This window comes from Ferrimonas sp., from assembly GCF_048263965.1.
Taxonomy (GTDB): Bacteria; Pseudomonadota; Gammaproteobacteria; order Enterobacterales; family Shewanellaceae; genus Ferrimonas.
In genome coordinates this window covers 149075-163014 of the sequence record NZ_JBLXDO010000001.1, presented here as the reverse complement: position 1 = coordinate 163014, position 13940 = coordinate 149075, and the positions used below count along the sequence as shown (strand labels likewise).

General features: G+C 60.0%; 18 protein-coding genes. 13 read left to right on the top strand and 5 right to left on the bottom strand.

Annotation, left to right across the window (positions count from 1 at the left end; all coding sequences use genetic code 11):
- Nucleotides 1-26 precede the first annotated feature (26 nt).
- The 7 genes from moaB to ACN0RV_RS00740 are packed head-to-tail and all read left to right on the top strand — an operon-like array spanning nucleotide 27 to nucleotide 3978.
- On the top strand, nucleotides 27-554 hold the full coding sequence (gene moaB, locus ACN0RV_RS00770) for a molybdenum cofactor biosynthesis protein B (RefSeq protein WP_028107927.1): 528 nt from the start codon (nucleotides 27-29) through the stop codon (nucleotides 552-554).
- Nucleotides 551-1036: a cyclic pyranopterin monophosphate synthase MoaC gene (moaC, locus tag ACN0RV_RS00765; RefSeq protein ID WP_417344686.1), complete on the top strand. Its 486-nt coding sequence runs from the start codon at nucleotides 551-553 to the stop codon at nucleotides 1034-1036. The genes moaB and moaC overlap by 4 nt, the downstream gene beginning before the upstream one ends.
- A gap of 1 nt (nucleotide 1037) precedes the next feature.
- Entirely contained in the window at nucleotides 1038-1286 is a 249-nt protein-coding gene (gene moaD, locus ACN0RV_RS00760) for a molybdopterin synthase sulfur carrier subunit (RefSeq protein WP_286340788.1), read from the top strand.
- Nucleotides 1287-1288: 2 nt separating this feature from the next.
- A complete protein-coding gene (gene moaE, locus ACN0RV_RS00755) occupies nucleotides 1289-1741 on the top strand; it encodes a molybdopterin synthase catalytic subunit MoaE (RefSeq protein WP_417344684.1) in 453 nt (150 codons plus the stop codon).
- Nucleotides 1742-1743: 2 nt separating this feature from the next.
- Nucleotides 1744-2487 (top strand): molybdate ABC transporter substrate-binding protein, encoded by a 744-nt coding sequence (gene modA, locus ACN0RV_RS00750; RefSeq protein WP_417344682.1) that lies wholly within the window; start codon nucleotides 1744-1746, stop codon nucleotides 2485-2487.
- Entirely contained in the window at nucleotides 2471-3157 is a 687-nt protein-coding gene (modB, locus tag ACN0RV_RS00745; protein ID WP_286340791.1) for a molybdate ABC transporter permease subunit, read from the top strand. The genes modA and modB overlap by 17 nt, the downstream gene beginning before the upstream one ends.
- Nucleotides 3158-3159: 2 nt before the next feature.
- On the top strand, nucleotides 3160-3978 hold the full coding sequence (locus tag ACN0RV_RS00740; protein ID WP_417344680.1) for an ATP-binding cassette domain-containing protein: 819 nt from the start codon (nucleotides 3160-3162) through the stop codon (nucleotides 3976-3978).
- Here ACN0RV_RS00740 and ACN0RV_RS00735 read toward each other — a convergent pair whose 3' ends face one another.
- Nucleotides 3979-4371: a GFA family protein gene (locus ACN0RV_RS00735; RefSeq protein WP_417344678.1), complete on the bottom strand. Its 393-nt coding sequence runs from the start codon at nucleotides 4369-4371 to the stop codon at nucleotides 3979-3981.
- Nucleotides 4364-4585: a hypothetical protein gene (locus ACN0RV_RS00730; protein ID WP_417344676.1), complete on the bottom strand. Its 222-nt coding sequence runs from the start codon at nucleotides 4583-4585 to the stop codon at nucleotides 4364-4366. The genes ACN0RV_RS00735 and ACN0RV_RS00730 overlap by 8 nt, the downstream gene beginning before the upstream one ends.
- 52 nt (nucleotides 4586-4637) lie before the next feature.
- Here ACN0RV_RS00730 and ACN0RV_RS00725 point away from each other — a divergent pair, with 52 nt between their 5' ends.
- Together ACN0RV_RS00725 and ACN0RV_RS00720 are read left to right on the top strand one after the other, a co-directional pair.
- Nucleotides 4638-5297, top strand: a complete 660-nt coding sequence (locus ACN0RV_RS00725) for a TIGR01621 family pseudouridine synthase (protein WP_417345376.1) — start codon at nucleotides 4638-4640, stop codon at nucleotides 5295-5297.
- A 42-nt stretch (nucleotides 5298-5339) separates the two neighbouring features.
- A complete protein-coding gene (locus ACN0RV_RS00720; protein ID WP_417344674.1) occupies nucleotides 5340-5507 on the top strand; it encodes a YqaE/Pmp3 family membrane protein in 168 nt (55 codons plus the stop codon).
- Between the two features lie 60 nt (nucleotides 5508-5567).
- Here the strand turns inward: ACN0RV_RS00720 and moeB are convergent, their stop codons facing one another.
- Nucleotides 5568-6314 (bottom strand): molybdopterin-synthase adenylyltransferase MoeB, encoded by a 747-nt coding sequence (gene moeB / locus ACN0RV_RS00715; protein ID WP_417344672.1) that lies wholly within the window; start codon nucleotides 6312-6314, stop codon nucleotides 5568-5570.
- Complete coding sequence (gene moeA / locus ACN0RV_RS00710; protein WP_417344670.1) at nucleotides 6314-7561, bottom strand: molybdopterin molybdotransferase MoeA; 1248 nt, start codon at nucleotides 7559-7561, stop codon at nucleotides 6314-6316. Before moeA ends, moeB begins: the two co-directional genes overlap by 1 nt.
- A gap of 242 nt (nucleotides 7562-7803) precedes the next feature.
- Here moeA and ACN0RV_RS00705 point away from each other — a divergent pair, with 242 nt between their 5' ends.
- From ACN0RV_RS00705 to ACN0RV_RS00695, 3 genes are read left to right on the top strand one after another with little or no spacing between them, the layout of a single operon-like run.
- Entirely contained in the window at nucleotides 7804-8469 is a 666-nt protein-coding gene (locus ACN0RV_RS00705; protein WP_417344668.1) for a 7-cyano-7-deazaguanine/7-aminomethyl-7-deazaguanine transporter, read from the top strand.
- Entirely contained in the window at nucleotides 8469-9113 is a 645-nt protein-coding gene (locus tag ACN0RV_RS00700; protein WP_417344666.1) for an HD domain-containing protein, read from the top strand. Before ACN0RV_RS00705 ends, ACN0RV_RS00700 begins: the two co-directional genes overlap by 1 nt.
- Nucleotides 9114-9121: 8 nt before the next feature.
- Entirely contained in the window at nucleotides 9122-9553 is a 432-nt protein-coding gene (locus tag ACN0RV_RS00695) for a GNAT family N-acetyltransferase (protein ID WP_417344664.1), read from the top strand.
- A 159-nt stretch (nucleotides 9554-9712) separates the two neighbouring features.
- Here ACN0RV_RS00695 and elbB read toward each other — a convergent pair whose 3' ends face one another.
- Complete coding sequence (elbB, locus tag ACN0RV_RS00690) at nucleotides 9713-10369, bottom strand: isoprenoid biosynthesis glyoxalase ElbB (RefSeq protein ID WP_417344663.1); 657 nt, start codon at nucleotides 10367-10369, stop codon at nucleotides 9713-9715.
- 460 nt (nucleotides 10370-10829) lie between these two features.
- Here elbB and polA point away from each other — a divergent pair, with 460 nt between their 5' ends.
- The gene (gene polA, locus ACN0RV_RS00685; protein ID WP_417344662.1) at nucleotides 10830-13571 is read left to right on the top strand and encodes a DNA polymerase I; all 2742 of its coding nucleotides are present in this window, start codon (nucleotides 10830-10832) and stop codon (nucleotides 13569-13571) included.
- Nucleotides 13572-13940 lie beyond the last annotated feature (369 nt).

Below are 13940 nucleotides of genomic sequence, written 5' to 3'. Positions count from 1 at the left end.
CTGATAATTAAGCGAGAGACACCATTATGGGACACCTTTCACAAGCCAATTTCGTACCCCTGAATATTGCGGTTCTGACCCTGTCCGACACCCGCAGCTTCGACACTGACAAGTCCGGGCAATTCCTGGAGGACTCCCTGCTGGCCGCAGGCCACAAGCTGGCAGATCGCCGCATCATCAAGGATGACAAGTACCACATTCGTGCCGTCCTCTCCGAGTGGATCGCTTCCGACAACGTCCAGGTGATCATCACCACCGGCGGCACCGGCTTCACCGAGCGAGACTCCACCCCTGAAGCGGTCTCCCCTCTGTTTGATAAACAGATCGAAGGTTTCGGTGAGCTGTTCCGCCACATCACCTTCACCGAGCTGGGCACCAGCACAGTGCAGTCCCGTGCCATCGGTGGCATGGCCAACCGCACCGCCATCTTCTGCCTGCCCGGCTCCACCGGCGCCTGCCGCACCGGCTGGAACAAGATCCTGGTTGAGCAACTGGACAGCACCCATAAGCCCTGCAACTTCGTCACCCACCTGAAACCCGTTGAGGCTGAGTGATGAGCGAGTTTACCCACATCAATCCCAAGGGCGAAGCCCACATGGTGGACGTGACCGAGAAGAGCGTCACCGAGCGCGAAGCCCGTGCAGAAGCCGTGGTGCGCATGGCTCCAGAGACCCTGGCGATGATCGTCGAGGGCCGTCACCACAAGGGTGACGTGTTCGCCACCGCCCGGGTGGCCGGCATCATGGCCGCCAAGCAGACCTCCAATCTGATTCCCCTGTGTCATCCGCTGATGCTGACCAAGGTGGAGCTGGATATCCTGCCGGAGCCGGAACACGATCTGGTGCGCATCCGCAGCCTGTGCAAGCTGGCCGGCCAGACCGGCGTCGAGATGGAAGCCCTGACCGCGGCCTCCGTGGCGGCCCTGACCATCTACGACATGTGCAAAGCGGTACAGAAAGATATGATCATCGACGGGGTTAAGCTGCTGGAGAAGCGCGGCGGCAAGTCCGGTCACTTTAAGATTGTTGAGGAATAAGATGATTAAGGTTCTGTTTTTCGCGCAGGTTCGCGAAGTGATTGGCGTCGACGAGATTGAGCTTGAGTATCAGCACGCCATGACTACCAACAGTCTGCGCACCTTCCTGGCGGCCCAGGGCGACAAATGGCAGCAGGCTCTGGGATCCGACAACCTGCTGGTGGCGGTCAACCAGACCCTGAGCCAGTGGCAGGTAGAGCTCGAAGATGGCGATGAAGTGGCCTTTTTCCCACCGGTAACCGGAGGCTAGTCATGAATCGGGTACAGACCGAAGACTTCAACGTAGGCGAAGAGTACGCCAAACTGGCTGACAACCCCACCTGTGGCGCCGTGGTCACCTTCGTCGGCAAGGTGCGCGACTTTGGTGACAACCAGGGTGTCACCCGCATGGTACTGGAACACTACCCGGGAATGACGCAAGCGGTGCTGGCCCAGATTGAGCAGGAGGCCCGCGAGCGCTGGCCCCTGGATCAGGTGACCATCATCCATCGGGTGGGGCCTCTGGACCTCACCGACCAGATCGTCTTTATCGGCGTATCCAGCGCCCACCGTAAGGCCGCCTTCGCCGCCTGCGAATACCTGATCGATTTCCTGAAAACCCGGGCTCCCTTCTGGAAGAAGGAGGTGACCGAGGCCGAGGCCCACTGGGTGGACGCCAAGGACTCCGATCAACAGGCCGCTGAGATGTGGCGCGAGGAGCCCTAATGATGACGCGAATCTTGGCGGTAGCCCTGATGATGGCGGCAAGCTTTCATGTTGCCGCCGATGAGCTCAAGGTGGCTGTGGCCGCCAACTTCGCCCATACACTGACCCAGGTGGCGGAACGCTTCGAGGCAGAGACCGGCCACCGGGTACGCATCTCCTCCGGCGCCACCGGCGCCCTATATACCCAGATCCAGCACGGCGCCCCCTTCGACCTGTTCCTGGCCGCCGACAGTCGCCGCCCCCAGTTGCTGGAGAAGGAGCAGAAGATCCTGCCCGGCAGCCGGGTCACCTACGCCATCGGCCAACTGGCCTACTGGCAGCGACAGGGTGATCCCAGCGAGCAGAGCCTGACTCAGTGGCACAAGAAACTGGCCATCGCCAACCCCAGGCTGGCCCCCTACGGTGCCGCGGCACAACAGGTGCTCAGCCGTCTGGACCTGGTGAAGCAATTCAAAGGTAAACTGGTGACCGGCAGCAATATCCTGCAGGCCTACCAGTATGTGGACAGCGGCAATGTGCAGGCGGGCCTGGTGGCCCTGTCACAACTGCGCAGCGCCGGCGTGGACGCCAGCCACTACTGGGTGGTCCCCGAACACTACTACGCTCCCCTGGAACAGCAGGCCGTGGTGCTCAAGCGCACTGCCAACCCTCGGCTGGCCCAGCAGTTGCTGGACTACCTCACTCAGCAGCAGCAACTGCTGACCGAGGCTGGCTATCAGGTAAGCGCCCATGTTGCCAAGCGCTGATCTTGAGGCCCTGTGGGTCACCTTTAAACTGGCGGCGATCACCACCCTCTGCCTGATCCTGGTGTGCCCACCCCTGGCCTGGTGGCTGGCTCACAGCCGTTCCAGGCTGCGCCCCATGGTGGAAGCGGTGGTAGCCCTGCCTCTGGTTCTGCCCCCGACTGTGCTGGGCTTTTACCTGTTGCTGGCCTTCTCTCCTCAGTACGCCATGGGCTCCATGTTCGAAGGACTGTTTGGCCACTCCCTGGCGTTCTCCTTCGCCGGCCTGGTGATAGGCTCGATGATCTACTCCCTGCCCTTCGTGGTTCAGCCACTTCAGTCTGGGTTTGTCACCATGGGGACCGGCGAACTGGAAGCCGCCGCCACCCTGGGGATGGGGCGCTGGAAGCGGTTTCATTACGTGGTGTTCCCCATGACCAAGCGCAGCTTCCTGCTGGCCGCCATGCTGGGCTTTGCCCACACCCTGGGTGAGTTTGGCGTGGTGCTGATGATTGGTGGCAACATTCCGGGGGAGACCCAGGTGATCTCCATCGCCCTGTTTGAACACGTAGAGGCGCTGGCCTATGACCAGGCCCATATGCTGGCCGGAGGCCTGCTGGCCCTGTCCATGGCCCTGCTGGTGTTTATCTATGGCTTCCTGCAACAGAATGAACGCCGTTGGGGGTACTGGTAACCATGCTTCTGAGTTTCGACCTGCACGGCCAACTGGGTCACTTCCAGTTCAACGCCAAATGCGACCTGCAGATGGAGGGGATCACCGGCCTGTTCGGCCCTTCAGGCGTTGGCAAAACCACTCTGCTCAGGGCCATTGCCGGCCTCAACCGGGAGCTTAACGGCCGCATCGAACTGGATGGCCGGGTGCTTCAGGACAGCGACAAAGGGCTGTTCCTGCCCCCGGAGCAGCGCCGCATCGGCATGGTGTTTCAGGACAGTCGTCTGTTTCCGCACCTGACGGTCCGGGGCAATCTGGAGCTGGCCAAAAGCCAGGCCAAGGACAAGGTGATTCCCCTGCAGAAGGTGATCGATGGCTGCGGCATCCGCGATCTGATGGACAAGCCCGCCCCCTCGCTCTCCGCGGGACAAAGGCAGCGGGTGGCCATCGCCCGGGCGCTGATGGCGGCCCCGAAGATCCTGCTGCTGGATGAACCCCTGGCCGCCCTGGATTTTGCCAGCCGCCAGCATCTGATGGGCTTTCTCAACGACAGCGCCACCCCCTTCCCCATGGTCTACATCAGCCACTCGGTGTCGGAAACTCTGAGCCTGTGTGATCCGCTGATCCTGATGGGGTCGGGCTGCATCGACGCCGTCGGCCCCACGGACGAAGTGGGGCAACGCCTGCCCAAGCGCCGTGGCCACGCCGAAGTGGCACACTATGATCCGGACACCCGCCAGGTCACCCTGACCCTGGCCGAGCACGCCCCGGAACTGGAGGCGGGCCAGGTGGTGGGACTGGTGTCTGAACCTCGCTGGCTGCGCAGCGGCTCCGCCAAGTGATCAATCCAGGTGGGTCAGCTCGCCTATGAGGCTGACCCAGGGGTGCATCCTGGCCTCATAGACACTGACCCCGGGGGCGGGAAATTCGCTGTCGGCAAAGGCGCCCACCGGCACCACCACCATGTCGTCCAACCCTTCCAGCCAGAGGGTCACCGTGGACCCACAGCGGGGACAGAAACCACATCGTACTCCATTACCGCTGTCTCCCTGTCGTTCATAGATGGCCACCTCGCCACGCTGAACCACCTGGCTCTCCAGAAACCTGGCCTGAGCCCCAAACACACTGCCGGTGCGACGCTGACAGGCGCGGCAGTGACACACCGACACCCGAACCGGCTCGCCGCTCACCTCCAGACTCAACTGGCCGCAACTGCAGCTGGCTTCTCTAGTCATGACTCTCCTCCACTCTGTCTCCCTGGACGGGTGGGCTGGAGATCACCAGGAACCGTACCGGCTCACAGGAGCGGTTTTCAAATCTGTGGTGCACACCCGGGGGCACCTCCTTCTCGATGACACTCAGCTGGTCACTGCGAACCAGGTGCCAGCCCTGGCAGTCATCGCCCCACACATAGTGCTCCGCACGGTCGCGGCACATCACCTTGCTCATCCCACACATCCTCCGTACACTGCCGTCATTCGCAGTAAACGCCTCCCTGATGATGATTCCAGTACTCTTCCAACATCCACACTTTGTGGTGATCAACAAGCCCGAAGGGGTGCATTTCCACAGCCAGGATGGGCAGCCCGGACTGGTGGTGCAGCTGGAAGCGCAGCTTGGGCTGAAACTCTTTCCGGTCCACAGGCTGGACACCCCCACCTCCGGAGTCTTGCTGCTGGCCTGCTCGTCAGAGGCCGCCGCCGAACTCAGCCGTGCCTTTGCCGAACATAGCATGGAAAAGCGATACCTGGCCCTGTCGGACAGCAAGCCCAAGAAAAAGCAGGGGTGGGTCAAGGGGCATATCGTCAAAGCCAGGCGAGGCGCCTGGAAGCTGGCGCGGGAGGGCGAAGGAAGCCAGGCCAGCACCCAATTTGTCAGTACCGGTCTCGGAGAGGGCTTGCGCCTCTATCTGCTGCGTCCCCTGAGCGGCAAGACCCATCAGATTCGCGTCACCCTCAAGAGCCTGGGCGCACCGATTCTGGGCGACCGACTCTACGGAGGCAGCAGTGCGGATCGCACCTACCTCCACGCCCTGAGCCTGGCGTTCGAGTTTCGCGGAGAGCAGCATCACTTCGTCGGACTGCCCGAGCGGGGAGAGCACTACCTGTCACCCCAGGTACAGGAAGCGGTTCGCCAGTGGCAGGCACACCCTCCGCTGTAAATGGCGTTATACTGAGAATAAGAATAACGCTAAGGAAAACTGATGGATAAAGACAAGCTCCTCCTCAGCCTCATCGCCATTCTGTTGCCGCCGGTGGCCGTGTTTCTGCACAAAGGGATGGGCGGCCCCCTGCTGATCAATATCCTGCTGTGCCTGTTGTTCTACGTTCCCGGCATCATCCACGCCCTGTGGGTGGTCAACCGCGGCTAGTCACCGAAAGGGAGGATCAAAAAGAGGGCCTGCAGGCCCTCTTTGTAACTGGAGTCTTGATTAACCGCAAACGCTGCAGCCGGGCATCTTGGGTACCTTCATCTCCCGGAACTGCATGGTCATGGCATCCACCATCAGCATTCGGCCGTGCAGGGGCTTACCCATGCCGGAGATCTGCTTGATCGCCTCGGTGGCCTGAATGCTGGAGATCAGTCCCACCACGGGGGAGAGAATGCCGCTCTCCACGCAACTGAGCTGCTGGTCACCGAACATGGCGGAGAAGCAGTGGTAACAGGGCTGATCCTCGGCGTAGTTCAGCACGGTCACCAGACCTTCCATGCGGATGGCAGCCCCGGAGACCAGGGGCACCTTGGCCCCATAGCAGACCCGGTTCAGCTGATTGCGGGTATCCAGGTTGTCGGTGCAGTCCAGCACCAGGGTGTGGTCCGCCACCTGAGCCGTCAGTGCCTCATCTTCCAATCGCCGGGTGATCACCACCACCTCGACGTTGGGGTTGAGTTCGGCGATGGCGGCCTTGGCGGACTCCGCCTTGTTCATGCCCACGCGGGCGTCAGTATGCAAAATCTGACGCTGCAGGTTGTGACTCTCCACCTCGTCAAAGTCCACCAGGGTCAGCTGGCCAATGCCGGCGGCGGCCAGATACTGGGCAGCGCCGCAGCCCAGGCCACCGACTCCGATCACCAGGACCCGCGCCTGCTTCAGCGCTTCCTGGCCGTCGATGTCAAACGCCGGGATGACGATCTGGCGGTTGTACCGCATCAGTTCCTTATCGGACAGGATCTCCATTACAGACCTCCCAGGACCTGGTTGAAGGGTTCCACCGTCACCTGGACACCGGGCTCCTGACCACCCGCATCTTTGGGTAGAACAATAAAGCAGTTGGCCCGGCTCATAGAGGTGGTCATGTCTGACCCCTGTGCACCGGTAGTGGCGACCTCGAGTTGTCCCTGGGCATTGTGGCTGAGCACGCCGCGCTGATACTCCTGACGACCCGGCTTCTTACGGATGGCGTTGGTCAGTGTGGCATTCAGCGTCAGAGGCTGGTGACGATGTTCACCGCCCAGGTGTTTGAAGAAGGGCTGCACCAGTTGATAGCAGGTCACCATGGAGGAAACCGGGTTACCGGGCAAGCCGCAGAACCAGGAGTTGGGCAGCTTGCCGAAGGCGAATGGCTTGCCCGGCTTGATCGCCAGCTTCCAGAAGTTGATGCTGCCCATCTCGTCCAGCACCACCTTGATGTAGTCAGCTTCTCCCACGGAAACACCGCCAGAGGTGACCACCACGTCGGCCAGTTCATCGCCGCGACGGAAGGCGTCACGCACCAGTTGCAGATCATCGGGAATCACCCCCAGGTCGATCACCTCGGCGCCCATCTCGGTCAGCATGGTACGCAGGGCGTGACGGTTGGAGTCGTAGATCTGGCCCGCCTTAAGGGGCTGGCCCGGAGGCACCAGCTCGTCACCGGTGGAGAACAGCGCCACGGTGATAGGCTTGTGCACCTTGACCTGGCCATGGCCGGCGGTGGCCAGCACACCAACCTCGGCGGCGCCCACCCGGGTGCCGGCACTCAGGACCTTCTGCCCCTGAGTCAGTTCACTGCCACGGTGACGCACAAAAAAGCCCGGAGACACCTCCACGTTAAAGCTGACGCTGTCGCCCTCGACGTTGGCCTCCTCCTGCATGATGATGGCGTCCATCTGCGGCGGCAGCGGTGCCCCCGTCATGATGCGTACGCAGGCCCCCGCGGGAATCTCGCCTTCGAAGGGGGTGCCGGCAAAGGCTTTGCCGGCAATGGCCAGGGGCTGGCCCTTCACCACCTCAGCGGCGCGAACGGCATAGCCGTCCATGGAGGAGTTATCGAACGCGGGCAGGTCGATCAGGGAGCAGATCTCCTCCGCCAACACCCGGCCTACCGCCTCTTCCAGAGCCACCTCCTCCACCCGGTTCAGGGGAGCGCAGGCGGCGTACATCTTTTCCAGTGCCTCGGCCGGAAGCATCAGCCCCGGCTGGCTGCAACAGTCCTGCTGTGCCATCTTCTTGCCTCTTGAGCCATAGTGGCGACCATTATGCCACCGGGCCCCAGATAAACCTATTGATCCAGTCGGGTATATTCGCCTGCGCTGATGCAAAAATGGGCGGACATCGGCGCGAAAACCCTCAGCCATGGCCTTGTATTTTGTCCCTGCCCAGATATAATCTGCGCCCCCCGGTCCCAGACCGGGCATTTCACAATTTCCCGGGTTCCCTCACCCCGCTTACCAAAAAGGTACACTCGATGTTGCAACTGACCCCTGCGCAGGTTAAACGCGCCCTGATCATTCTGATCAGCTTTCATATTGTGGTGATCACTGCCAGTAACTACCTGGTTCAGCTCCCCTTTCAGATCTTTGATCGACACACGACCTGGGGCGCGTTCAGTTTTCCCTTTGTCTACCTGGCCACGGATCTGACCGTACGCATCTTCGGCGCGGCCCAAGCGCGGCGCATCATCTTTGGGGCGATGATTCCCGCGCTGCTGGCCTCCTATCTGGTGTCGGTGCTGTTCTTCGAGGGCCAGTTCCAGGGCGCCAAAGGGCTGCAGGAGTTCAACACCTTCGTCGGTCGCATCGCCTTCGCCAGCTTTGCCGCCTACCTCTTAGGTCAGCTGATGGACATCAAGGTGTTTGCCCGGCTGCGTCAGATGAAGGCCTGGTGGGTGGCGCCGGCGGCTTCCACCATTTTTGGGAACCTGATCGATACCCTGGTGTTCTTTTCAGTGGCATTCTATGCCAGCTCCAACCCTTATATGGCAGAACACTGGCCGGAGATCGCCAGCGTGGACTATGGCTTCAAGCTGCTGATCAGCCTTGGGCTTTTCCTGCCCGCCTATGGCGTTCTGCTGAAATTCCTGTCGGACCGCATCCTGACGTCGTCCGCCACTACTGAGAGACACTTTGCCTGATGACACCGCGGCATTTCACTGAATCACTGAAACAGCTGGGCCTGGACTGGCTCACCACCCATCAGAGCGATGCCGCTCATGACCTAGACCATATCCTCCGGGTCTACACCACGGCCGGACGCCTGGGCCAGCAGGAGGGTGCCAACCCGGACATCCTGCTGCCTGCGGCCCTGCTGCACGACTGCGTCAGCATCGACAAACGGGATCCCCGCCGCAGCCAGGCCTCGACCCTGAGCGCCGACGCCGCGGTGGCCTGGCTGGCACAGCATGACTACCCCACCGAGCTGCTGGACGCCATCCACCATGCCATCGCCAGCCACAGCTGGAGCGCCGGGCTGGAGACCAACACCCTGGAAGCCCAAGTGCTGCAGGACGCCGACCGGCTGGATGCCCTGGGTGCCATCGGCACTGCCCGCTGCCTGATGCTGGGTGGCCAGTGGCAGAGTACCCTCTATCACGGCGGCGACCCCTTCGCCGAGTCCAGAGAGTATGACGACAAAACCTACTGCCTGGACCACTTCTACGTTAAGCTTCAGCACCTGGCTGGCCAGCTGAAGACCGACGCGGGACGGCAGGAAGGCGAGCGTCGCTGGCGCTGGATGGAAGGTTTTATCCAACAACTGCAATCTGAATTACCTGAGTGAGAGACCCTATGAACTGGCGTGAAGGCACAATTGATGAAGTGATGGCTCTGGTGGAGCAGGTCCCCGAGCTGGATACTCCCTACCCCAGAGAGGAGTACGATCAGCGTCTGGGCAATGTCCCCCACCTGATTCAGATCGCCGAGGTGGAAGGCAAGGCCGCAGGCTTCAAGGTGGGCTATGCCCTGGAAGAGCAGCAGTTCTACTCCTGGCTGGGCGCGGTAGTGCCCCAGTTTCGAGGCCAGGGTGTGGCCAAAACCCTGCTCAGAGCCCAGGAAAGCTGGGCCCGGGAGCAGGGTTATAAACTGATCAAGGTGAAGAGCCGCAACCGTTACCCCGAGATGCTGCGAATGCTGCTGGGTAAGGGTTACCACCTGGTGGATATGCAGAAAGCCAGTGATACCCCGCTGGACTACCGCATCCTCTTGGAAAAAAGTTTATAAAAAGTGTTCAAGACACTTGCAATGCAAATGAGAATAGTTATTATTTAACTGCGTTCCAACTTTAGCCCCCTGATAGTTAGGGTGGTTGTTTTAGCTCACAGCATTGCTCACACGGTATTAGGCCGGCAACTCAGTTGCCGGCCAATTTTTTGCCCGTTGCTATCCACACAGCTCAATCACCCGAGAGACCAGGGCACGAATCCCGGTGGCGGCCTCAGGCAGGCTCTTGGCCAGCATGTAGGCAGGCGTGGTTACGACTTTATGGGTCTCGTCCACATGGATCTCCTCCACCGAGCACTCCCTATGATCACCTCCCATGGCGTTGAACGCGGCTGCGGTGTCATGATCATCCCCAATGGTGCCCTGCACCCCCTCGCCATAGATGCGAGGCAGCATCATCGGCGCGATGCAGAGATAACCGCAGGGCTTGCCCGCCTGGGCAAAGGCCAGAGCCACCGCCATCACATCATCACTGACCTGGCATTCACTGCCCGACAAGGCAAAATCACACAGATTCTTAGCGGCCCCGAAGCCTCCGGGTACCACCAGGGCATCGTAGTCCGCCGCATGGAGATCGCTGAGGGGCAACACCTCCCCCCGAGCAATGCGGGCTGCCTCGACCAGGCAGTTACGGCTCTCCTGTTCCGCCACCTCGCCGGTGAGGTGATTCACCACGTGCAGTTGGGGCCTGTCAGGAGCAAAGCACTGATAAGACGCTCCCTTCTCCTGAATGGCCAGCAACGCCAGGACAGATTCGTGTATCTCGGAGCCATCAAACACACCACAGCCACTAAGCAGTACCGCAATCCTCTTCATGGTTTTCTTCCTTATTACGCATGAGACTAAAAAATTAATTTTATATAGCCAAATATTGCTAAGTTGTTAACGGCGATCTCTATACACGGCGATTTTTTGTGCTAAGTTAATCACCCAGATGTCGGATAGCATTGCCGCTGTTACTTACGCCCTCCAGTGTATCCTCCGCTAAACCTGTTTCGAATAGCAATATCCACAATACGGGTTTTGTGGGATCTTTGGCCAGGATCGCCAAAGATCATTCAGGTAACCATTTGATTTTATTGATCTAGCACCAAGTCTTTGATCTCGATCGAGTTTTGGCGCGATCCCCGCCACTCTGCAGAAATTCACAGAGTTATCCACACCTCTGGGCGCCGCCATATCCTGTGGACAACTCTGTGGAAAATCACCTTCACCCTAGCGAATTCCGGGCACTCGTGGCATGCTTAGCCATCACTTTCAACAGTAAAAAATCCACATGGCCCAGCTTCCCGAAAATCCCCTGATCCTCGTCGACGGCTCCTCCTACCTATACCGCGCCTACCATGCGCCACCGCACCTGACCAACTCCAAGGGGGAGCCCACCGGAGCGGTCTACGGCGTAATCAACATGCTGCGCAGCCTGATTCGTCAGTTCAACCCCAGCCATATGGTGGTGGTGTTCGATGCAAAGGGTAAAACCTTCAGGGATGATCTCTACCCTGAATATAAGGCGCACCGCCCCCCCATGCCCGATGACCTGCGCGGTCAGATTCAGCCTGTGCACGACATCATCCGCGCCATGGGACTGCCGCTTCTGGTCGTGGAAGGGGTGGAAGCTGACGACGTGATCGGCACCCTGGCCAAGCAGGCTGAGGAGGCGGGTCACAAAGTGGTGATCAGCACCGGCGACAAGGATATGGCCCAGCTGGTGACCGACAACATCACCCTGATCAACACCATGACCGACACAGTGATGGACCCGGAAGGGGTGATGAACAAGTTTGGTGTGGGGCCTGAGCTGATCATCGACCTGCTGGCGATGATGGGGGATAAGGTCGACAACATTCCGGGACTGCCCGGCGTGGGTGAGAAGACCGCCCTGGCAATGCTGCAAGGGATCGGTGGCCTGGATGCCATCTATGGCGATCCGGATGCGGTGGCGACACTGGGCTTCCGGGGCGCCAAGACCATGCCCAAGAAGCTTCGCGACAATGAAAAGGAAGCTTTCCTCAGCTATCAGTTGGCGACCATTAAACTGGACGTTCCCCTGAACCAGGCAATGACCGACCTCAAGGTGATCGCCCCGGACCGTGATGCCCTGGTGAAGCTCTATGGCGAGATGGAGTTCCGACGCTGGCTGGGGGAGGTGCTGGAAGGGGACAAAGCTGATGCTTCCGAAGAGGCCGGGGGCAACACCGCCAAAGCCAGCGAGTTCGAACACGAAACCATTCTGACCCAGGGGCAGCTGGATCAGTGGCTGGACAAGCTGCACAAGGCGGAGCTGTTCGCCCTGGATACCGAGACCACCTCCCTCAACTACATGAAGGCGGAGCTGGTGGGTCTGAGCTTTGCCGTGGACACCAAGCTGGGCGCCTACCTGCCGCTGGGGCACGACTACGAGGGTGCCCCGCAACAGCTGGACAGAGATGACGTTCTGGCCAAGTTCAAGCCGCTTCTGGAGGACGCTTCCCGTAAGAAGGTGGGCCAGAACCTCAAGTACGACATGTCTGTGCTGGCTCGTTACGGCATCAAGCTGGAGGGAGTGGAGTTTGACACCATGCTGGAGTCCTACTGCTTCAACTCCACCGCAGGCAAGCACAATATGGACGACCTGGCCCTCAAGTATCTGAGCCACAAAACGGTTCACTTCGAGGATATCGCAGGAAAAGGGGCCAAGCAGAAAACCTTCAACCAGATCCCCCTGGAAGAGGCGGCCCCCTACGCCGCCGAGGACGCGGTGATTACCCTGCAACTGCACCAGCACCTGCTGCCCCGACTCCAGGAGCTGGAGGGCTGCCACAAGGTGTTCCGCGACATCGAGATGCCCCTGGTCCCTATCCTCTCCAGCATCGAACGCCAGGGCGTGCTGCTGGACACGGATCTGCTGCATCAGCAATCCACCGAAATCGCCAATGTGCTCGACGCCCTGGAACAGCAGGCCCACGACCTGGCAGGTGAGAGTTTCAACCTCTCCTCCACCAAGCAGTTGCAACATATTCTGTTCGAGAAGCTGGGCTACCCGGTGCTGAAGAAGACGCCTAAGGGTGCCCCCTCCACCGCCGAAGAGGTACTGCAGGACCTGGCCCTGGACTACGAGCTGCCCAAACTGATTCTGGAGCACCGCAGCCTGGCCAAACTGAAGAGCACCTATACCGACAAGCTGCCTTTGCTGGTGCAGCCCAATGGCCGGGTACACACCTCCTATCATCAGGCGGTGACCGCTACCGGACGCCTCTCCAGCTCGGATCCCAACTTGCAGAACATCCCCATCCGCAGCGAACAGGGACGGCGCATTCGCCAGGCCTTCATTGCTCCCGAAGGCTACAAGCTGCTGGCCATCGACTACTCCCAGATCGAGCTGCGGATCATGGCTCACCTCTCTCAGGACAAGGGGCTGCTGGAGGCCTTCGCCCAGGGTAAGGATGTTCACCGGGCAACCGCCGCCGAGGTGTTTGGGGTAACCTTCGATGAGGTCACCACCGAGCAGCGCCGCCGGGCCAAGGCGGTCAACTTCGGCCTGATCTACGGCATGTCCGCCTTCGGGCTGGCCAAGCAACTGCACATCCCCAGAGGGGAAGCCCAGCAGTACATCGACATCTACTTCGAGCGTTACCCTGGGGTGAAGCGCTACATGGAGGACACCCGCAAGCAGGCCCATGACGATCAGTATGTGGAAACCCTGTTTGGCCGTCGTCTGCATCTGCCGGACATCAATGCCCGCAACAAGATGCGCCAGCAGGCCGCGGAGCGCACTGCCATCAACGCCCCCATGCAGGGCAGTGCCGCCGACATCATCAAGCGGGCGATGATCAGTGTGGCCGAGTACCTGTCCAAACAGGACAAGGATGAGATCCGCATGCTGATGCAGGTACACGATGAACTGGTGTTTGAAGTGAAGCAGGCGCACGCCGAGGCCCACAGCCAAGCGCTGTGTGACCTGATGGCCGACGCCGCTCAGCTCGATGTGCCGTTGATTGCCGAAGCCGGCATCGGCGACAACTGGGACCAGGCCCACTAGGGCGCAGTAATCCTGGCTGGATGGTTTTAACCAGGGCGCCATGACCGCATCAGGGGAGCATTGAGCTCCCCTTTTTTTTGCCCATAGGTTGTAAGTGGACTTTCATCAGGGCAGACCGGCCGAACTGCAAAAAATGCCGCCGTAAGATCTGAAGGATCCCTTCCCAGGATCGACGAGTGGATCGCAGATCACATTTTGACGGCTTATTGCGGTAAGGAACCGAACAGGTAAACAGATGGATAATGAGACTTTATGTAGTTATTGGATCAAAAAGCGTGAAATGTGGAGTAATTTATCGATCAAGATCACAAAATTTCTCTTCTGGGACTGAATTCGCTTTTATAAAGCAACCTGGTTGGCTATGCTTTC